Raw genomic sequence first — 14316 nt, 5'->3', positions numbered from 1 at the left:
AGACACCCGCGCCTCTTCGCCCTCGCCGGACCTGCGGTGCTCGGCTCGCTTGAAGGCGGACTCAACGTCAAAGGCAACAACTGCACTCCGTAATCTCTTCGCGGCTGGAACCCATCCGACCCATTCCATGACACGCTCTAAGCTGCCAACCGCAACGCGCCTACACATGCCCGGACACCCCGCATGCCGCCCCTGCTGAAGATCCGCACCGAGCGTGGGCAGATGTCGGCCATCGAGCGCCGCATCGCCGACTTCATCCTCGACAACGCCCACCTGCTGCGCGACTACTCCTCCCAGCAGCTGGCCAGCGCGCTCGGCATCAGCCAGTCCAGCGTGGTGAAGTTCAGCCAGAAGCTTGGCTTCAAGGGCTACCCGGATCTGAAGTACTCCATCGGCCAAGATGTGGCCCGCGCAGGTGCCGATCCGCAGCAGGCGCCCGACGAACCCGACAGCGGCGATGACTACCTGCGCCTGGGCGAGGCCCTGCGCCGCAGCAAGGCGCAGGCCGAGGAGGAAACACGCCAGGCCAATCCACGCGGGGAGATCGAGCGCATCGTGCAGCTGCTCGACGGTGCGCCCAAACTGTTCGTCTACGGCCTGGGTGACGACGGCCTGTTCGCCCGCGAGTTCGCCATGCGGCTGTCGCTGCTCGGACTGCTGGTGGTGCCGCATACCGATCCGATCCTGATGCTGGCCAACCTCTCGGCCGCACGCCCCGGCGATGCGCTGCTGATGTTCTCCGAGTTCGGCAACCTGCCCCAGCTTTCACAGTTGTCGCGGCAGTTCCAGGACATGGGTGGCAAGGTGATTTCCATCACCCGCCACACCGCCAACCCGCTGCGCGCGCATGCGGATGCGGCACTGGCGGTCTGCGCGCACGACCGCACGCCACAGGTCGCGCAGCTGCTGTACCGTAGCGCCATGCACGCCCTGCTCGATTTCCTGTTCGTGCTGCTCTGCCACACCAATCCGGATCGCCAGCAGCAGCTTGCGGTGAACCTGGAGCGGATCGACCACCTGCTGGATTCCTGACCGGAGCGCATGTTGATGAGATCGCTGGTCCGCCTTGCCACCACTGCACTGCTGCTCGCCGCGGCGGTGTCCGTTCACGCGGCGCCGCTGGATGGCGCGCGCCAGCTGATCGTGGTCACCAGCGAAGGCTGGGACAGCACCCAGGGGCAACTGCAGGCCTATGTGCGCGACGGCCAGGGCTGGCACCCGCATGGCCAGGCGTTCCCGGTGGCGCTTGGCCGCACCGGCAGCGCCTGGGGCCTGGGCCTGCATCCGGCGCAGGCCGATGGCCCGCAGAAGCAGGAAGGCGATGGCCGCAGCCCGGCCGGCATATTCGCGCTCGGCAGTGCGTTCGGCTATGCCGTCACCCGCCGCGGCACTGCCATGCCCTACCAGCCGATGCTGGACAGCAGCTACTGCATGGACGTGCCCGGTTCGCCGTTCTACAACCGCATCGTCGATGAAAAGAAGGTCGGCAATGCAGCGGTCAAGGGCTCCACCGAGCCGATGCGGCTGGACCTGCACAACAAGGGCGACGTGCGCTACCGGGAAGGCTTCGTCATCGCCCACAACCCGGACAACCAGCCCGGCAAGGGCAGCTGCATCTTCGCCCATCTGTGGCGCCAGCCCGGCGAGGCCACCGCCGGCTGCACGGCCATGCCGCAGGAACGCATGCAGGCACTGCTGGACTGGCTGCGGCCGCAGGACGCGCCGCGTTTCGTGCTCCTGCCGCGCGCGGAGTACAAGCGCCTGCAGGCGCAGTGGCAACTGCCCGCGCTGGCCGGAGACGTCCGTTGAGCACGCAGGACGAACCGCAGCTGCAACGCGCGGTCAGCCGCTGGCAGATCGTCGGCCTGTCGATCAACGATGTGATCGGCAGCGGCATCTACCTGCTGCCGGCCGCCACCGTCGCCCTGCTCGGCCCCTTCAGCCTGTGGGGCGTGGTCGCCGCCGGCATCGTCGTGGCCTTGCTGGTGCTGTGCTATGCGCAGGCCGCCAGCTACTTCGATGAACCCGGCGGCAGCTACCTGTATGCACGCGAGGCGTTCGGGCGCTTCGCCGGTTTCGAGATCGGCTGGATGATCTGGCTGACCCGCATCAGCTCGGCCGCTGCGCTCAGCAACGCGCTGGCCGACGCGGTTGCGCGTTTCTGGCCGTGGGCCGGTGCCGGCCTGGGCCGCATCGCGGTGATCGTGGTATCGCTGGGCTTCCTCACCGGCATCAACATCATCGGCGTGCGCTCGGCCGCGCGCACCGGCGTGGTACTGGTGATCGGCAAGATGCTGCCGCTGCTGCTGTTCGTGGCCATCGGTGCGTTCCACATCGACCCACAGCTGGCCTTCTCCGGCCAACGCCCGGACCCGCATGACCTGCAGCGCATGGGCGAAGCCGCCTTGCTGCTGCTTTACGCCTACGCGGGCTTCGAGAACATCCCGGCCGCCGCCGGCGAGTACCGCAATCCGCGCCGCGATATTCCGTTCGCCCTGATCACCATGATCATCACCGTCACCGTCATCTACGGCGCGGTGCAGGTGGTGGCGCAGGGAACGCTGGCCGGCCTGTCCAGTTCGGCCACCCCGCTGGCCGATGCCGCCGCCGGTTTCGGTGGCGAAGCACTGGCGCTGATCCTGACCGTCGGTGCCACCATCTCCATCCTCGGCACCAACAGCAACACGATGATGATGGGCCCACGCTTCCTGTTCGCACTGGCCCGCGATGGCTACGGCCCGAAGATCCTGGCCCAGGTGCATCCACGCTTCCACACCCCGGCCGCGTCGATCCTGTGCCAGGGCCTGATCGCGCTCGGCCTGGCCCTGTCCGGTTCGTTCGTGCAGCTGGCCCTGCTGTCGATGACGACGCGCCTGTTCGCCTACATCGGCACTGCCGCAGCAGTCCTGGTACTGGCCAAGCGCTACGCCGACCGCCCGGGCGCCTTGAAGCTGCCCGGCGGGCCGTTGATTCCGGTGCTGGCGCTGCTGCTGTGCCTGGCGCTGTTCGCCAGTGCCAGCTGGCAGAACATCGCTGCTGCGCTGGTGGCGTTCGCCATCGGCGCGGTGATCTACACGCTGCCGCGAAAAGATACCGATGCCGGATGACTGATAGCGCCGGGCCATACCCGGCGGATTGATCTGGTGATCACGCTGCCGGACCGGGCCGTTAACCGCCACACAGGCACGATCGGGCTTCGTCCACAACGGAGCCTTCCATGACCGAGTACCAGATCCCCGGCCGCGTACCGGACGACAGCACGCCGCGCGACGCGATCAGCAACTACTGGCGCGAACGCTACACGGCCGAGCCGTACTACGACGACCAGCTGTTCTTCGAGGACTACGAGCCGGCCTATCGCATCGGCCACGCCGCGCGTGCACAGGACATGATCCGCGCCTATGAACAGGTCGAGGCCGAGCTCGAATCACGCTGGGCCAACGAACGCGGCCGCAGCCGCCTGGACTGGGCGCAGGCACGCAATGCGGTGCGTCGTGGCTGGGAGGAGGCACAGCTGGCGGATCCGCGGCTGGCACGATAGCCAGGCTTCTGTAGAGCCGAGCCTACGCTCGGCTCTCGCACCTCGTCTGTAACGTCGAGCCACGCTCGACTGAGCCGAGCATGGCCCGGCTCTACACCGGATCGATCACTCCTGTTCCGGCAGCGGCGGCACGATGGCGCTGCGCTTGCTCTCGCCCCCACCGGCGGCGATCAGGTCGCGGGTGTTCTTCTGCACCGCCACCGCGCCGAACAGCGACAGCGCATACGCCATGCCATAGAAGCCCTTCTCACTCGGCGCCAGCGTGGCATTCCACAGGCCGACCAGCAGCAGCATCAGCGCCGACAGCAGCGCGAACCAGCACAGCGCGTAGTACAGGCCACTCACCGGAATGCCTTCGACGCGGTCGCGCACGCTCTTCTGCAGCGACACCGCCGCGAACAGGCCGAACAGCAGCAGGGTCAGATAGTAGCCCTTCTCGTTGAGCGCCATCGTGGCGTTGAACAGGCCGATCAGGTACGCCGCCGCCCCCAGCAGCAGGGCCACCCAGGAGGCGGCGATGAAGGCGGTGGACGGCTTGTGGGGCATGGCAGTGTTCATTGCAGGTCCTTGGCAGGCAGGCGGGCACGCTTTGCCCGGGCGTGCCCACCCTAGACGATCCCGCCGCGCTCGCACAGGGGGCGCAGGACCTTCGGGCCACGACGCTCACGGTGCCGGTGGTATACAAGGGACAGCCCGGCCATCCGCATCCCCGCACTGGAGATACCCATGACCCGCACGCCCCTGCTGCTCGCCCTCGGCCTTGTGCCGATCCTTGCCACCTCCGCCTGCAATGCTGCCGATCCGGCCGCCAACGGTGCGCAGACCGCCACAGCGGCCTCTGCCGCCACCGACCAGCGCCCGTTCAACGCCACCGAAGTCAGCCGCTTCGACCAGCCCTGGGCGATGACCTTCCTGCCCGACGGCAGCCTGCTGGTCACCGAAAAGCGCGGCAAGCTCCAGCACCTGGACCCGGCCAGCGGCCAGAAGCACGAGATCACCGGCGTTCCGAAGGTCGCCTATGCTGGCCAGGGTGGTTTCGGCGACATCATCCTGCACCCGGATTTCGCCCGGAATCATGTCGTTTACGTCAGCTATGCCGAGGAAGGCACGCTGGATACCCGCGGTGCCGCGGTGGCCCGGGCCACGCTGGCACTGGATGCCAACGGCGGTGGCCAGCTGAAGGACCTGAAGGTGATCTGGCGGCAGAGCCCAAAGGTCAGCGGTGAGGGTCACTACGGGCATCGCCTCGCCTTCGGCCCGGACGGCAAGCTGTGGATCAGCTCCAGCGAGCGCCAGAAGTTCGATCCGTCCCAGGACATGGGCAGCAACCTCGGCAAGATCATCCGCCTCAACGACGATGGCAGCCTGCCCGCCGACAATCCGTTCGCGTCGCAGGGCGGGGTGGCCGCACAGGTGTGGTCGCTGGGCCACCGCAACATCCTCGGCATGGCCTTCGATGCCAACGGCAAGCTGTGGGCGCACGAGATGGGCCCGGCCGGCGGTGACGAACTGAACCTGATCGTGCGTGGCGCCAACTACGGCTACCCGATCGTTTCCAACGGTGACCATTACGACGGCCGGCCGATTCCCGACCACGATACGCGCCCGGAATTCGCCGCGCCGAAGGTGACCTGGACGCCGGTGATCTCGCCGGCCGGCTTCGTGATCTACAGCGGCAGCCTGTTCCCGCAGTGGAAGGGCAGCGGCTTCATCGGTGGCCTGTCGTCCACCTCGCTGGTGCGCGTGGCCTTCGATGGCGACAGCGCGCGCGAAGCCGAGCGCTTCAACATGGGCGAGCGCATCCGCGAAGTGGAACAGGGCCCGGACGGCGCGCTGTGGCTGCTGGAAGACGGCAGCAAGGCGCGCCTGCTGAAGCTCACGCCGAAGACCTGAGGTAGTGCCGGCCGCCGGCCGGCACCCTGGATCCTTCCGGCATCCTGCGGTTGCCGGCCAGCGGCCGGCACTACCCTTGCCAAACGGCCCCGCACGCGGGGCGTCTGCATTCATTGGATGGTGATGACCTTCACCTCGGTCTTCGTGCAGGCCTGGTCCAGGCACTGGCCGCTCAACCACACCTGGCCGCTGCCGATCATCACGCCCTGCTGGTTGACGAACACCTTGCCGAAGTCCTGCTCGGACACCGCCTTGACCACCTCCGGCGTGATGATCTTCTCGTAGTTGCGCTGGAACTCTCCGGGGCCGGAGATCTTCTTTCCGCCGCTGATGTTCAAGGGGAATCGCACTTCCTCGACCACCGCGGCGCGATCACCGCCGACCACGGCGGCCTTGAACGCATTGAAGACCTTTTCGAACTGCGCGGCATCGCCGAGCAGCGACTCGATGCGCGCACGCGCATCCTCGGCGGACACCTCGGCTGCCGGTGCGGCAGGTGCAGCGGCGGCTTCGGCAGCCGGCGCCGCCGGTTCAGCCGCAGGTGTCGAAGCAGCACTGGCCTCCATCGGCGGCGGCGCATCCGCTGCAGGCTCGGCCGGCGGCGCCGGCTGCGAACAGGCCGCCAGCAGCAGGGCGGGAATCAGGTAGGCCATCCGGCGCATGCGCGCACTCCATTGGAACAGGAGGCCCGATGGTAGCGCCGCCACAGTGAGGACCACAAAAAAAGGGGACGGAGGGGATTAAGTCGTTTTGGCACAAACGACTTAATCCCCTCCGTCCCCTTTTTTTCGATCAGGCCTTCAGCAGCTCGAACTGCACCGCTTCGCCGGCGGCCGACGAGGCACAGACCCACAGGTCGAACTGGCCCGGCTCGGCACGCAGCACGCCGTCGCGGCCGGTGAAGGCCAGTTGCTCGCGGGTCAAGGTGAACACCACTTCGGCTGACTCGCCCGGCTGCAGCGCCACCTTGCGGAAGTCCTTCAGTTCACGCACCGGACGCACGCGGCTGGCCACGCGATCATGGATGTACAGCTGCACCACTTCCTCGCCCGCCACGCGGCCGGTGTTGGTCAGCACGGTGGTGATGGTCAGGGTGTCGTCCCAGCCGAGCTGTGCCGTGCTCAGCTGCGGCACGCCGTAGGCGAAGGTGGTGTAGCCGATGCCATGGCCGAACGGGTACAGCGGTTCATTGGGAATCTCGCGCCAGCGCGCCTTGAACTCCGACATGGTCGGCAGTTCCGGACGGCCGGTGCGCGGGTGGTTGTAGAAGTACGGCTGCTGGCCGGACACCTGCGGGAAGCTGACCGGCAGGCGGCCGGACGGGCTGTAGTCGCCGAACAGTACATCGGCCACGGCATGGCCGGTCTGCGTGCCCAGGTACCAGGTCACCGCCACGGCCTGCGCATTGCGCACTGCGCCCTGCAATGCCAGCGCGCGGCCATTGCGCAGCAGCACCACCAGCGGCTTGCCGGTCATCGCCACGGCCTCGGCCAGCGCCTGCTGTGCCGGCGGCAGGGTAATCTCCACGCGCGACTGTGCTTCGCCGCTGTAGCGCTGCGGTTCGCCCAGCGCCAGCACCACCACGTCGGCACGCAGTGCGGCAGCCACAGCGGCTTCCGTGCCGCCCGGAATCGCGGCTTCCAGTTCGCAGCCCGGCACGATTTCCAGCAGCGCTTCGTCGCCGATGGCGGCACGCACGCCGGTTTCCAGGTCCACGTAACGCTGCTTGTCGCCGAACAGCGTCCAGCAGCCTTCGATGTTCTCGCGGTCCTGCACGAACGGGCCGATCAGCGCGATCTTCTGCCCGGTCTTCTGCAGCGGCAGCACGTTGTCACGGTTGTTCAGCAGCACGATCGAACGCCGCGCGGCATCGCGCGACAGTTCGTCATGCGCGGCAATGTGCGAGGTATCCGCTTCGCGCGCCGGGTCCAGCGAACGGTACGGGTCGTCGAACAGGCCGATGGTCTCCTTCAGCCACAGGATGCGGCGCACGCCCTCATCCAGCACCGCCATCGGCACCTCGCCGCTCTCGACCAGGCCGGGCAGGTGCTCGGCATAGAAGCCGCTCTGCATGCTCAGGTCCAGGCCGGCGGTGAACGCCTTGGCCGTGGCATCGCGGTCATCGGCGGCATAGCCGTGCGCGACCAGTTCCATGTCGGCGGTATAGTCGGAGATCACCACGCCCGGGAACTTCCATTCGCCGCGCAGGATGTCGGTCAGCAGTTCGGCATTGGCACTGGCCGGCACGCCATTGATGTCATTGAACGAGGACATCACGGTGATCGCGCCGGCCTCGAAGGCGGCCTTGAACGGCGGCAGGTGCACGTCGCGCAGGGTCTGCGGCGAGATGTCCACCATGTTGTATTCCATGCCGGCCATCACCGCGCCGTAGGCGGCGAAGTGCTTGGGCGTGGCCAGCAGCGAATCGGCCGCACGCAGGTCGCTGCCCTGGAAGCCACGCACGCGGGCGGCGGCGAACGCACAGCCCAGCACCACATCCTCGCCGGCACCTTCGGCGCCACGGCCCCAGCGCTGGTCGCGGGCGATGTCCACGGCCGGCGCATAGGTCCAGTGCAGGCCCGCGGCGGTGGCTTCGATCGCAGTGGCGCGCGCGGTGCGCTCGGCCAGGTCCGGCTCGAAGCTGGCGGCCTCGCCCAGCGGAATCGGGAACACGGTGCGCATGCCGTGGATGACGTCGGCCGCCAGGATCACCGGGATACCCAGGCGGCTCTCCTCGGTGGCGACCTGCTGGATGCGGCGGCCCAGTTCGGCGCCCACACCATTGAACAGCGAGCCGACCTTGCCCTCGCGCACCTGCTGCAGCACCTGGTCGGCATTGCGCACGTTGGCTTCCGGGTTCACGTCCGGGGCGAACGGGCGGACCATGTCCGCGAAGACACCCAGCTGGCCGACCTTTTCCTCGACGGTCATCTGGGCAATGAGGGATTCGATGCGATCGGAGGCCACCGGCAGTCCTTGATGAAAACGTTTACAAGCCCGGCATTCTAGCGATCCCGAGCCGTTTGGCGAGAGGTTTCTTCATTCAGTTTCAGCCACCAGCGGGGTCCGTATGGCCCCGCCGGGGGCACCGCAGCTTACTCCGAGCCGGCCAACTGGCGCTGCCCGGCCATCAACATGGCGTCACTGGAGGCCTGGAATACCCGCAGGCCGAAGGCCGGCAGGATCGCCAGCAGGTGGTCGAAGATGTCCGACTGCACCGCCTCATACTCGGCCCAGGCAGTGCTGCGGGTGAAGCAGTAGAGCTCCAGCGGCAGGCCCTCGGTGGTCGGCTGCAGCTGCCGTACCAGCAGGGTCATGTCGGTATGGATGCCCGGGTGGCTGCGCAGGTAGCGCTCCACATAGGCCCGGAACGTACCCAGGTTGGTCACGCGGCGGCTGTTGACCTCGGCCACGCCCTGCTCGCGCAGGCGCCCGTTCCACTGCCCCAGTTCCTGTTCCTTGTCGCGCAGGTAGTCGCGCAGCAGCGCGAACTCGCCGAGGAAGGCCAGGTCACCCTCGTCCAGGAAGCCGACGCTGTGCTGGTCCAGGTGCAGCGCGCGCTTGATCCGGCGCCCGCCGGCCTCCTGCATGCCGCGCCAGTTCTTGAACGACTCGGTCACCAGCTTCTTGGTGGGGATGGTGGTGATGGTCTTGTCGAAGTTCTGCACGGTGATGGTGTGCAGCGCGATGTCGATGACGTCGCCGTCGGCGTTCTGGCTGGGCATCTCGATCCAGTCGCCGATGCGCACGCGGCCATCGCCACTGATCTGCACGCTGGCCACCAGCGACAGGATGGTGTCCTGGAAGATCAGCATCAGCACCGCCGTGGCCGCGCCCAGGCCGGTGACCAGATAGCGCAGGTCGACGCCCGCCAGGGTAGCGACGATCGACAGGCCGGCGATCACGAAGAGGACGATCTTGGCGACCTGCAGGTAGCCCTTGATCGGCTTGTTGCGTGCCTCGGGGCGGCGCTCGTACAGATCGTTGGCCGCATCCAGCGCATGCGAGATGGCCAGCACCACGGTCAGGATCGCCCACGCCTGGCAGGCGCCGATGATGAAGCTGACCAGGCCCGGCGGCAGGTCCGGCACGATGCGGATGCCCGAGGCGATCACCTGGCTGGGCACCACGTTCGACAGGCGCGAGATCACCCGCATGAGGTGGCTGCCGCGGCCAGTGTCAGCGCCCGGAAGGCGGCTCAGCAGCCGCCGCAGCCCGCGCAGCAGGATGCGCTTGGTCACCCAGTTGGCCAGGCCAGCGGCGATCAGCAGCGCCGAGATCATCAACGCCAGGTAGGCGCCGGGATAGGGTTCCAGTGTGTTCTGCAGCCGTTCCAGCCACTGTACCGCCACCACCGCGTCCACCATCGGTTGTCTCCTGTCTGTTTCGTTGTTGCCAAGGTTGCCAGCCAGCGGCCGGCACTACCGGGGTTGTCGGCCAGCGGCCGGCACGACCGGGTCAGTCCCGCGTGCGTTCGATGATCACGCCCACCGCGCGCGCGCCGCGCACTGCGCCCGGCTTGCTCAGCTTCAGGCGCAGCCACTTCACGTCGAATTCGTCCAGCACGATCTGCGCGCAGCGCTCGGCCAGGGTCTCGACCAGGCCGAACTCCGACTCGCGCACGAACTGTTCCAGGCGCTTGCTCACCGCCTTGTAGTTCAGGGTGTGGGCGATGTCATCGGTGGCAGCGGGGCGACGGTTGTCGAAACCCATTTCCAGGTCGAACACCAGGTCCTGGCGGATCCGTCGTTCCCAATCGTAGATACCGATCAGGGCGTCGATCGTCAGCCCCTCGATGAAAACCTTGTCCATTGCGCTTACCGGCACGAATACAGGCGGCCATGGTAACGGCACGGCGGTGAGCCTGCCCGGAACGGGCGGTGGGCCACCGGCGTGGCGTGGCCCGGAAAAAACAAAGGGCCCTGCTAGCGGGGCCCTTTGGTACTACCGTTTGTCCCCGGGGGGAGCTGAAATCCAGCCGCGAGTCCCGGTGGCGCAGGCACGCAGATTAGGCAAGGACCAGATCGCCGGTCAAGGCCAAATCCGACAGGACAGGTCAGGTATTCGTCCGAGGCAAAACGCAGAAAATCAGCCGCGCGGACAAGGACGTTCCCTGATGGTCGCCGCCGCCCACTCTCGCGAACATCGATTCCTCCTTCACCACCGCACATGACGATGGCTCCATACGATGTACTGCGGCGCGCGTTGTCAGCGGAGCGTCTGTCTACTTACGAGAGAATCGCATCGACCTGCAGCCCCGACGTCACGGCCGAATCCCTGTACCTGTGGAACATGCGGATGTGCAGTGCACTGATGATGCCGGTCCATCTGTGCGAAGTGGTCACCCGCAACGCCGCTGCAGCTGTGCTCGCCAGGCAGCATGGCCCGCGTTGGCCCTGGAATGGTGCCTTCCGACGGAGGCTGCCAACCTCATCCAGTACTTCTCCGCGCACGGTACTGGAACAACTTGCCAGCCGCGTAACCGATACACCCGGGATCGTCGCCAACCTGCCGATGGTGTTCTGGCAGCAGCTCTTCACCTGTCGCTTCGACTCCACGCTTTGGATACCCGCACTCAGCAGGGTTCTGCAGCATGCTCCCTCTGCTCATCCCAGTGCCGTAAGGAAAGCCATCCATGCGGATATCGGACGCATCCGCCACCTGCGCAACCGCATCGCCCACCACGAGCCGGTCCTGGAACGTGACATCGGCGCCGACCTGGCCGCGATCGGGCGGCTGATCCATGCCCGCTGCCCACACACGCTGGGCTGGCTGCAGCGCCATGAGCGGGCGACAACCGTGCTGGCGGCGTCGCCGTTGGCAGTGCATCGGTAATGCGTCCGCCGGGCATGGCCCGGCGCCACCGGCTCAGACCGCCGGCAGGGTCGCCATGTCCCAGCGCGGGGTCACATCCACCTTCGGCGGGCTGTGCTGGCCGGCCTGCAGGCGCAGCGCGCCGGCGAAGGCGATCATCGCCCCGTTGTCGGTGCACAGTGCCGGCCGCGGGAAGCAGGCACGGCCGCCGAGGCGCTCGGCCATCTGCTGCAGGCGGGCGCGCAGGCGCGTGTTGGCGCCGACGCCGCCGGCCACCACGATCACGTTGGTCCCGGCCGCTTCCAGTGCGCGCTCGCACTTGATCGACAGGGTCTCGACCACCGCGTCCTCAAAGCCCCGGGCGATGTCGGCGCGGGTCTGCTCGCTCTGGTCACTGTCGCGCCAGGCCATCAGGACCTGGGTCTTCAGGCCGGAGAAGCTGAAATCCAGCCCAGGGCGGTCGGTCATCGGCCGCGCGAAGCGGTACGCGCCCGGCGTGCCCTGCTCGGCCAGCCTGGCCAGCTGCGGGCCGCCCGGGTACGGCAGACCCATCAGCTTGGCGGTCTTGTCGAAGGCCTCGCCGGCCGCGTCGTCCAGGGTCTCGCCCAGCAGGCGGTACTGGCCGATCGCATCCACCGCCACCAGCTGGGTGTGGCCACCGGACACCAGCAGGGCCACGAACGGCGCTTCCGGCGGGTCGTCTTCCATCAGCGGGGCCAGCAGGTGGCCTTCCATATGGTGTACGCCCACGGCCGGCACCTCCAGCGCCCAGGCCAGCGAACGCGCCACGCCAGCGCCCACCAGCAGCGCGCCGACCAGGCCGGGACCGGCGGTGTAGGCCACGCCATCGATATCGCCCACGCCCAGGCCGGCATCGGCCAGGGTCTGGCGTACCAGTGGCAGCAGCTTGCGGACATGGTCGCGGCTGGCCAGCTCGGGCACCACACCACCGTATTCGGCGTGCAGGGCGATCTGGCTGTAGACCGCATGGGCGCGCAGGGCCGCGCTGCCGGCCAGGTCGGTGTCATACACCGCCACGCCGGTCTCATCACAGGAAGATTCGATGCCAAGGACTCGCATGCCTGCTATTATGACGCCCCTGCCGCCCCCTCGGGGGACGTGCAGATCTCACTGCTTTCGAACCCCCGGCCCGTATTCAGGGTTGGCCGCTTGCAGTTTGTCGTTTCGCCGCTATAATGTGCGGCTCGCCGGGCGTGACCCGGTTCTACTGTGTCCCGGAGATTCCATGCCCAGCGTCAAAGTCCGCGAGAACGAGCCCTTCGAGTTTGCTCTTCGCCGCTTCAAGCGCACTTGCGAAAAGGCCGGTGTGCTGGCCGAAACCCGCAAGCGCGAGTTCTACGAAAAGCCGACCCAGGAGCGCAAGCGCAAGGCCGCCGCTGCTGTGAAGCGTCAGCTGCGCCGCTCGTCGCGCGACGTCACCAAGCGTCAGCGCCTGTACTGATCGGACGCATCTTCATTGCGGCGGGCCTGCCTGTCGCGATGGAGCCGAAGCCGGCACGCGCGAGCGTCGCCGGCTTTTTGCGTTTCCGGGTTCGGGCATCCGCCCCGCCCCACCTACCACCACGAGGTTCCTCATGAGCATGAAGCAGCAGCTCACCGAAGACATGAAGGCCGCCATGAAGGCGGGCGAGAAGCACAAGCTGGGCGTGATCCGCCTGATCAACGCTGCCATCAAGCAGCGCGAAGTGGACGAGCGCATCGAGCTGGACGACACCGCCGTGATCGCCGTGCTCGACAAGATGGTCAAGCAGCGCAAGGACTCGGTCAGCCAGTACGAAGCCGCCAACCGCGAAGACCTGGCCGAGATCGAGCGCGCCGAGATCGTGGTCATCGAAGCCTACCTGCCGGCCAAGATGGGCGAGGCCGAGATCGTGGCCGCCATCCAGGCCGCCATCGCCGAGACCGGTGCCGCCGGCCCGGCCGACATGGGCAAGCTGATGGGCGCGCTGAAGCCCAAGCTCGCCGGCCAGGCCGACATGGGCCTGGTCTCCAAGCTGGTCAAGCAGCTGCTGGCGTAATCCAGCACCTGGGGTCGGATCCCTTCCGCAGCGCGGAAGGGCTCTGACCCCATTGATGCACCCGCTTCACCGCACCTTCGTCGGTCGCCTGCTACAACCGCACACATGGTTGAACCCGAGCCCAACGTTCCCGTGTCCCTGCACAAGTACCTCAAGCGCCTGCAGGACAGCTTTCCGATGGCGGTGGCCAAGCGCTTCATCGACGTCGACGTGCTGACCCAGGCAGCTTCCGTCTCCTTCTACGCCCTGCTGTCGATGGCACCGTTGCTGGTGCTGCTGCTGTGGCTGACCGCCTCGCTGTACCCACCGGCCCAGCAGGCGCTGATCGACCAGATCAGCTCGGTGGCCGGCAGCAGCGCGGCTACCGTGGCCGAAACCGTTCTGAAGAACGCCGACAACCAGCCGGATGTCGGCTCGCTGGCGGGTGTGTGGAGCACGCTGCTGCTGTTCGTCGGCGCCACCGCCGTGTTCGCCCAGCTGCAGAACGCACTGAACCTGATCTTCCGCACCAGCGGCGAGCGCCTGGAAGGCCTCAAGGCCTGGCTGCGCAAGCGCGTGTTCTCGTTCGGCGTGGTGCTGGCCCTGGGCTTCCTGCTGATCCTGTCGATGACGGCCACCACGGTACTGCAGGTGGCCTTCGCCCAGCTGCCCTCGATCCTGCCCGCGCTGGGGTATGTCACGAGCCTGCTGCTTTACGCAGTCGGCTTCGCCTTCATGTACCACTACCTGCCCGACCGCCGCGTGGCCTGGCGCCAGGCCTTCATCGGCGGCGTCATCACCTCGGCACTGTTCGCACTGGGCCGCTACGGCATCGGCGTCTACATCGCCACCGTGGCCCCCGGCAGTGCCTACGGCTCGATGGGTGCGCTGGTGATCTCGCTGGTCTGGATCTACTACGCCACCGTCGTGTTCTTCGTTGGCGCACTGATGACGGCGGTGATCGATGAGCGCCTGCGCGCGCGTCATCACCTGGCCGTAGCCGGCATTGATCCGGCAACCGCCAGCCAGGTGCCCGACAGGGGGTAAACT

General features: G+C 67.3%; 15 protein-coding genes. 9 read left to right on the top strand and 6 right to left on the bottom strand.

Features of this window, described 5'->3' with window-relative positions; genetic code table 11:
* Positions 1–183 precede the first annotated feature (183 nt).
* From AC5P5W_RS10780 to AC5P5W_RS10765, 4 genes are all read left to right on the top strand, one after another.
* Positions 184–1032 carry a MurR/RpiR family transcriptional regulator gene (locus AC5P5W_RS10780; RefSeq protein WP_032957791.1) on the top strand — a complete coding sequence of 283 codons (849 nt, stop codon included), beginning with the start codon at positions 184–186 and terminating at the stop codon, positions 1030–1032.
* A gap of 15 nt (positions 1033–1047) precedes the next feature.
* Positions 1048–1809 carry a L,D-transpeptidase family protein gene (locus AC5P5W_RS10775; RefSeq protein WP_049408409.1) on the top strand — a complete coding sequence of 254 codons (762 nt, stop codon included), beginning with the start codon at positions 1048–1050 and terminating at the stop codon, positions 1807–1809.
* The gene (locus AC5P5W_RS10770) at positions 1806–3107 is read left to right on the top strand and encodes an APC family permease (RefSeq protein ID WP_197575141.1); all 1302 of its coding nucleotides are present in this window, start codon (positions 1806–1808) and stop codon (positions 3105–3107) included. Before AC5P5W_RS10775 ends, AC5P5W_RS10770 begins: the two co-directional genes overlap by 4 nt.
* A 110-nt stretch (positions 3108–3217) precedes the next feature.
* On the top strand, positions 3218–3541 hold the full coding sequence (locus AC5P5W_RS10765; protein ID WP_014645711.1) for a hypothetical protein: 324 nt from the start codon (positions 3218–3220) through the stop codon (positions 3539–3541).
* A 105-nt stretch (positions 3542–3646) separates the two neighbouring features.
* Here the strand turns inward: AC5P5W_RS10765 and yiaA are convergent, their stop codons facing one another.
* Complete coding sequence (gene yiaA, locus AC5P5W_RS10760) at positions 3647–4099, bottom strand: inner membrane protein YiaA (protein ID WP_014645710.1); 453 nt, start codon at positions 4097–4099, stop codon at positions 3647–3649.
* A gap of 168 nt (positions 4100–4267) precedes the next feature.
* Between yiaA and AC5P5W_RS10755 the strand changes: the two genes are divergently transcribed.
* Positions 4268–5434, top strand: a complete 1167-nt coding sequence (locus tag AC5P5W_RS10755; protein WP_197575139.1) for a PQQ-dependent sugar dehydrogenase — start codon at positions 4268–4270, stop codon at positions 5432–5434.
* Between the two features lie 110 nt (positions 5435–5544).
* Here AC5P5W_RS10755 and AC5P5W_RS10750 read toward each other — a convergent pair whose 3' ends face one another.
* From AC5P5W_RS10750 to folB, 4 genes are all read right to left on the bottom strand, one after another.
* Positions 5545–6096 carry a hypothetical protein gene (locus tag AC5P5W_RS10750; protein WP_049441418.1) on the bottom strand — a complete coding sequence of 184 codons (552 nt, stop codon included), beginning with the start codon at positions 6094–6096 and terminating at the stop codon, positions 5545–5547.
* Positions 6097–6226: 130 nt separating this feature from the next.
* The gene (locus AC5P5W_RS10745; protein WP_014645707.1) at positions 6227–8401 is read right to left on the bottom strand and encodes a glycoside hydrolase family 3 N-terminal domain-containing protein; all 2175 of its coding nucleotides are present in this window, start codon (positions 8399–8401) and stop codon (positions 6227–6229) included.
* 128 nt (positions 8402–8529) lie between these two features.
* Entirely contained in the window at positions 8530–9801 is a 1272-nt protein-coding gene (locus AC5P5W_RS10740) for a mechanosensitive ion channel domain-containing protein (protein ID WP_164077713.1), read from the bottom strand.
* 91 nt (positions 9802–9892) lie between these two features.
* Positions 9893–10246: a dihydroneopterin aldolase gene (gene folB / locus AC5P5W_RS10735; protein WP_005407807.1), complete on the bottom strand. Its 354-nt coding sequence runs from the start codon at positions 10244–10246 to the stop codon at positions 9893–9895.
* A 357-nt stretch (positions 10247–10603) separates the two neighbouring features.
* On the opposite strand from folB, the gene AC5P5W_RS10730 reads away from it, so the two are divergent.
* Positions 10604–11269: a hypothetical protein gene (locus tag AC5P5W_RS10730; protein WP_197575273.1), complete on the top strand. Its 666-nt coding sequence runs from the start codon at positions 10604–10606 to the stop codon at positions 11267–11269.
* Positions 11270–11302: 33 nt separating this feature from the next.
* Here AC5P5W_RS10730 and tsaD read toward each other — a convergent pair whose 3' ends face one another.
* Positions 11303–12328: a tRNA (adenosine(37)-N6)-threonylcarbamoyltransferase complex transferase subunit TsaD gene (tsaD, locus tag AC5P5W_RS10725; protein WP_032957776.1), complete on the bottom strand. Its 1026-nt coding sequence runs from the start codon at positions 12326–12328 to the stop codon at positions 11303–11305.
* A 166-nt stretch (positions 12329–12494) separates the two neighbouring features.
* On the opposite strand from tsaD, the gene rpsU reads away from it, so the two are divergent.
* The 3 genes from rpsU to AC5P5W_RS10710 all read left to right on the top strand — a co-directional run bounded on the left by rpsU (position 12495) and on the right by AC5P5W_RS10710 (position 14313).
* The gene (gene rpsU, locus AC5P5W_RS10720; protein ID WP_002808376.1) at positions 12495–12710 is read left to right on the top strand and encodes a 30S ribosomal protein S21; all 216 of its coding nucleotides are present in this window, start codon (positions 12495–12497) and stop codon (positions 12708–12710) included.
* A gap of 133 nt (positions 12711–12843) precedes the next feature.
* Complete coding sequence (locus AC5P5W_RS10715; RefSeq protein ID WP_014645703.1) at positions 12844–13287, top strand: GatB/YqeY domain-containing protein; 444 nt, start codon at positions 12844–12846, stop codon at positions 13285–13287.
* A gap of 105 nt (positions 13288–13392) precedes the next feature.
* Positions 13393–14313 (top strand): YihY/virulence factor BrkB family protein, encoded by a 921-nt coding sequence (locus AC5P5W_RS10710; RefSeq protein WP_197575272.1) that lies wholly within the window; start codon positions 13393–13395, stop codon positions 14311–14313.
* Positions 14314–14316 lie beyond the last annotated feature (3 nt).

The sequence above is a fragment of the Stenotrophomonas sp. YJH_SMC_123 genome (assembly GCF_059368215.1).
Note: the sequence above shows the minus strand (reverse complement) of the source record. Positions and strands in the feature narration are given on the sequence as shown.

Bases quoted from the DNA above. Each gene is read 5' to 3' on its own strand.
- AC5P5W_RS10780 (WP_032957791.1), top strand. From the start codon at position 184: ATGCCGCCCCTGCTGAAGATCCGCACCGAGCGTGGGCAGATGTCGGCC.
- AC5P5W_RS10775 (WP_049408409.1), top strand. From the start codon at position 1,048: ATGAGATCGCTGGTCCGCCTTGCCACCACTGCACTGCTGCTCGCCGCG.
- AC5P5W_RS10765 (WP_014645711.1), top strand. From the start codon at position 3,218: ATGACCGAGTACCAGATCCCCGGCCGCGTACCGGACGACAGCACGCCG.
- yiaA (WP_014645710.1), bottom strand. From the start codon at position 4,099: ATGAACACTGCCATGCCCCACAAGCCGTCCACCGCCTTCATCGCCGCC.
- AC5P5W_RS10755 (WP_197575139.1), top strand. From the start codon at position 4,268: ATGACCCGCACGCCCCTGCTGCTCGCCCTCGGCCTTGTGCCGATCCTT.
- AC5P5W_RS10750 (WP_049441418.1), bottom strand. From the start codon at position 6,096: ATGCGCCGGATGGCCTACCTGATTCCCGCCCTGCTGCTGGCGGCCTGT.
- AC5P5W_RS10740 (WP_164077713.1), bottom strand. From the start codon at position 9,801: ATGGTGGACGCGGTGGTGGCGGTACAGTGGCTGGAACGGCTGCAGAAC.
- folB (WP_005407807.1), bottom strand. From the start codon at position 10,246: ATGGACAAGGTTTTCATCGAGGGGCTGACGATCGACGCCCTGATCGGT.
- AC5P5W_RS10730 (WP_197575273.1), top strand. From the start codon at position 10,604: ATGACGATGGCTCCATACGATGTACTGCGGCGCGCGTTGTCAGCGGAG.
- tsaD (WP_032957776.1), bottom strand. From the start codon at position 12,328: ATGCGAGTCCTTGGCATCGAATCTTCCTGTGATGAGACCGGCGTGGCG.
- rpsU (WP_002808376.1), top strand. From the start codon at position 12,495: ATGCCCAGCGTCAAAGTCCGCGAGAACGAGCCCTTCGAGTTTGCTCTT.
- AC5P5W_RS10715 (WP_014645703.1), top strand. From the start codon at position 12,844: ATGAGCATGAAGCAGCAGCTCACCGAAGACATGAAGGCCGCCATGAAG.
- AC5P5W_RS10710 (WP_197575272.1), top strand. From the start codon at position 13,393: ATGGTTGAACCCGAGCCCAACGTTCCCGTGTCCCTGCACAAGTACCTC.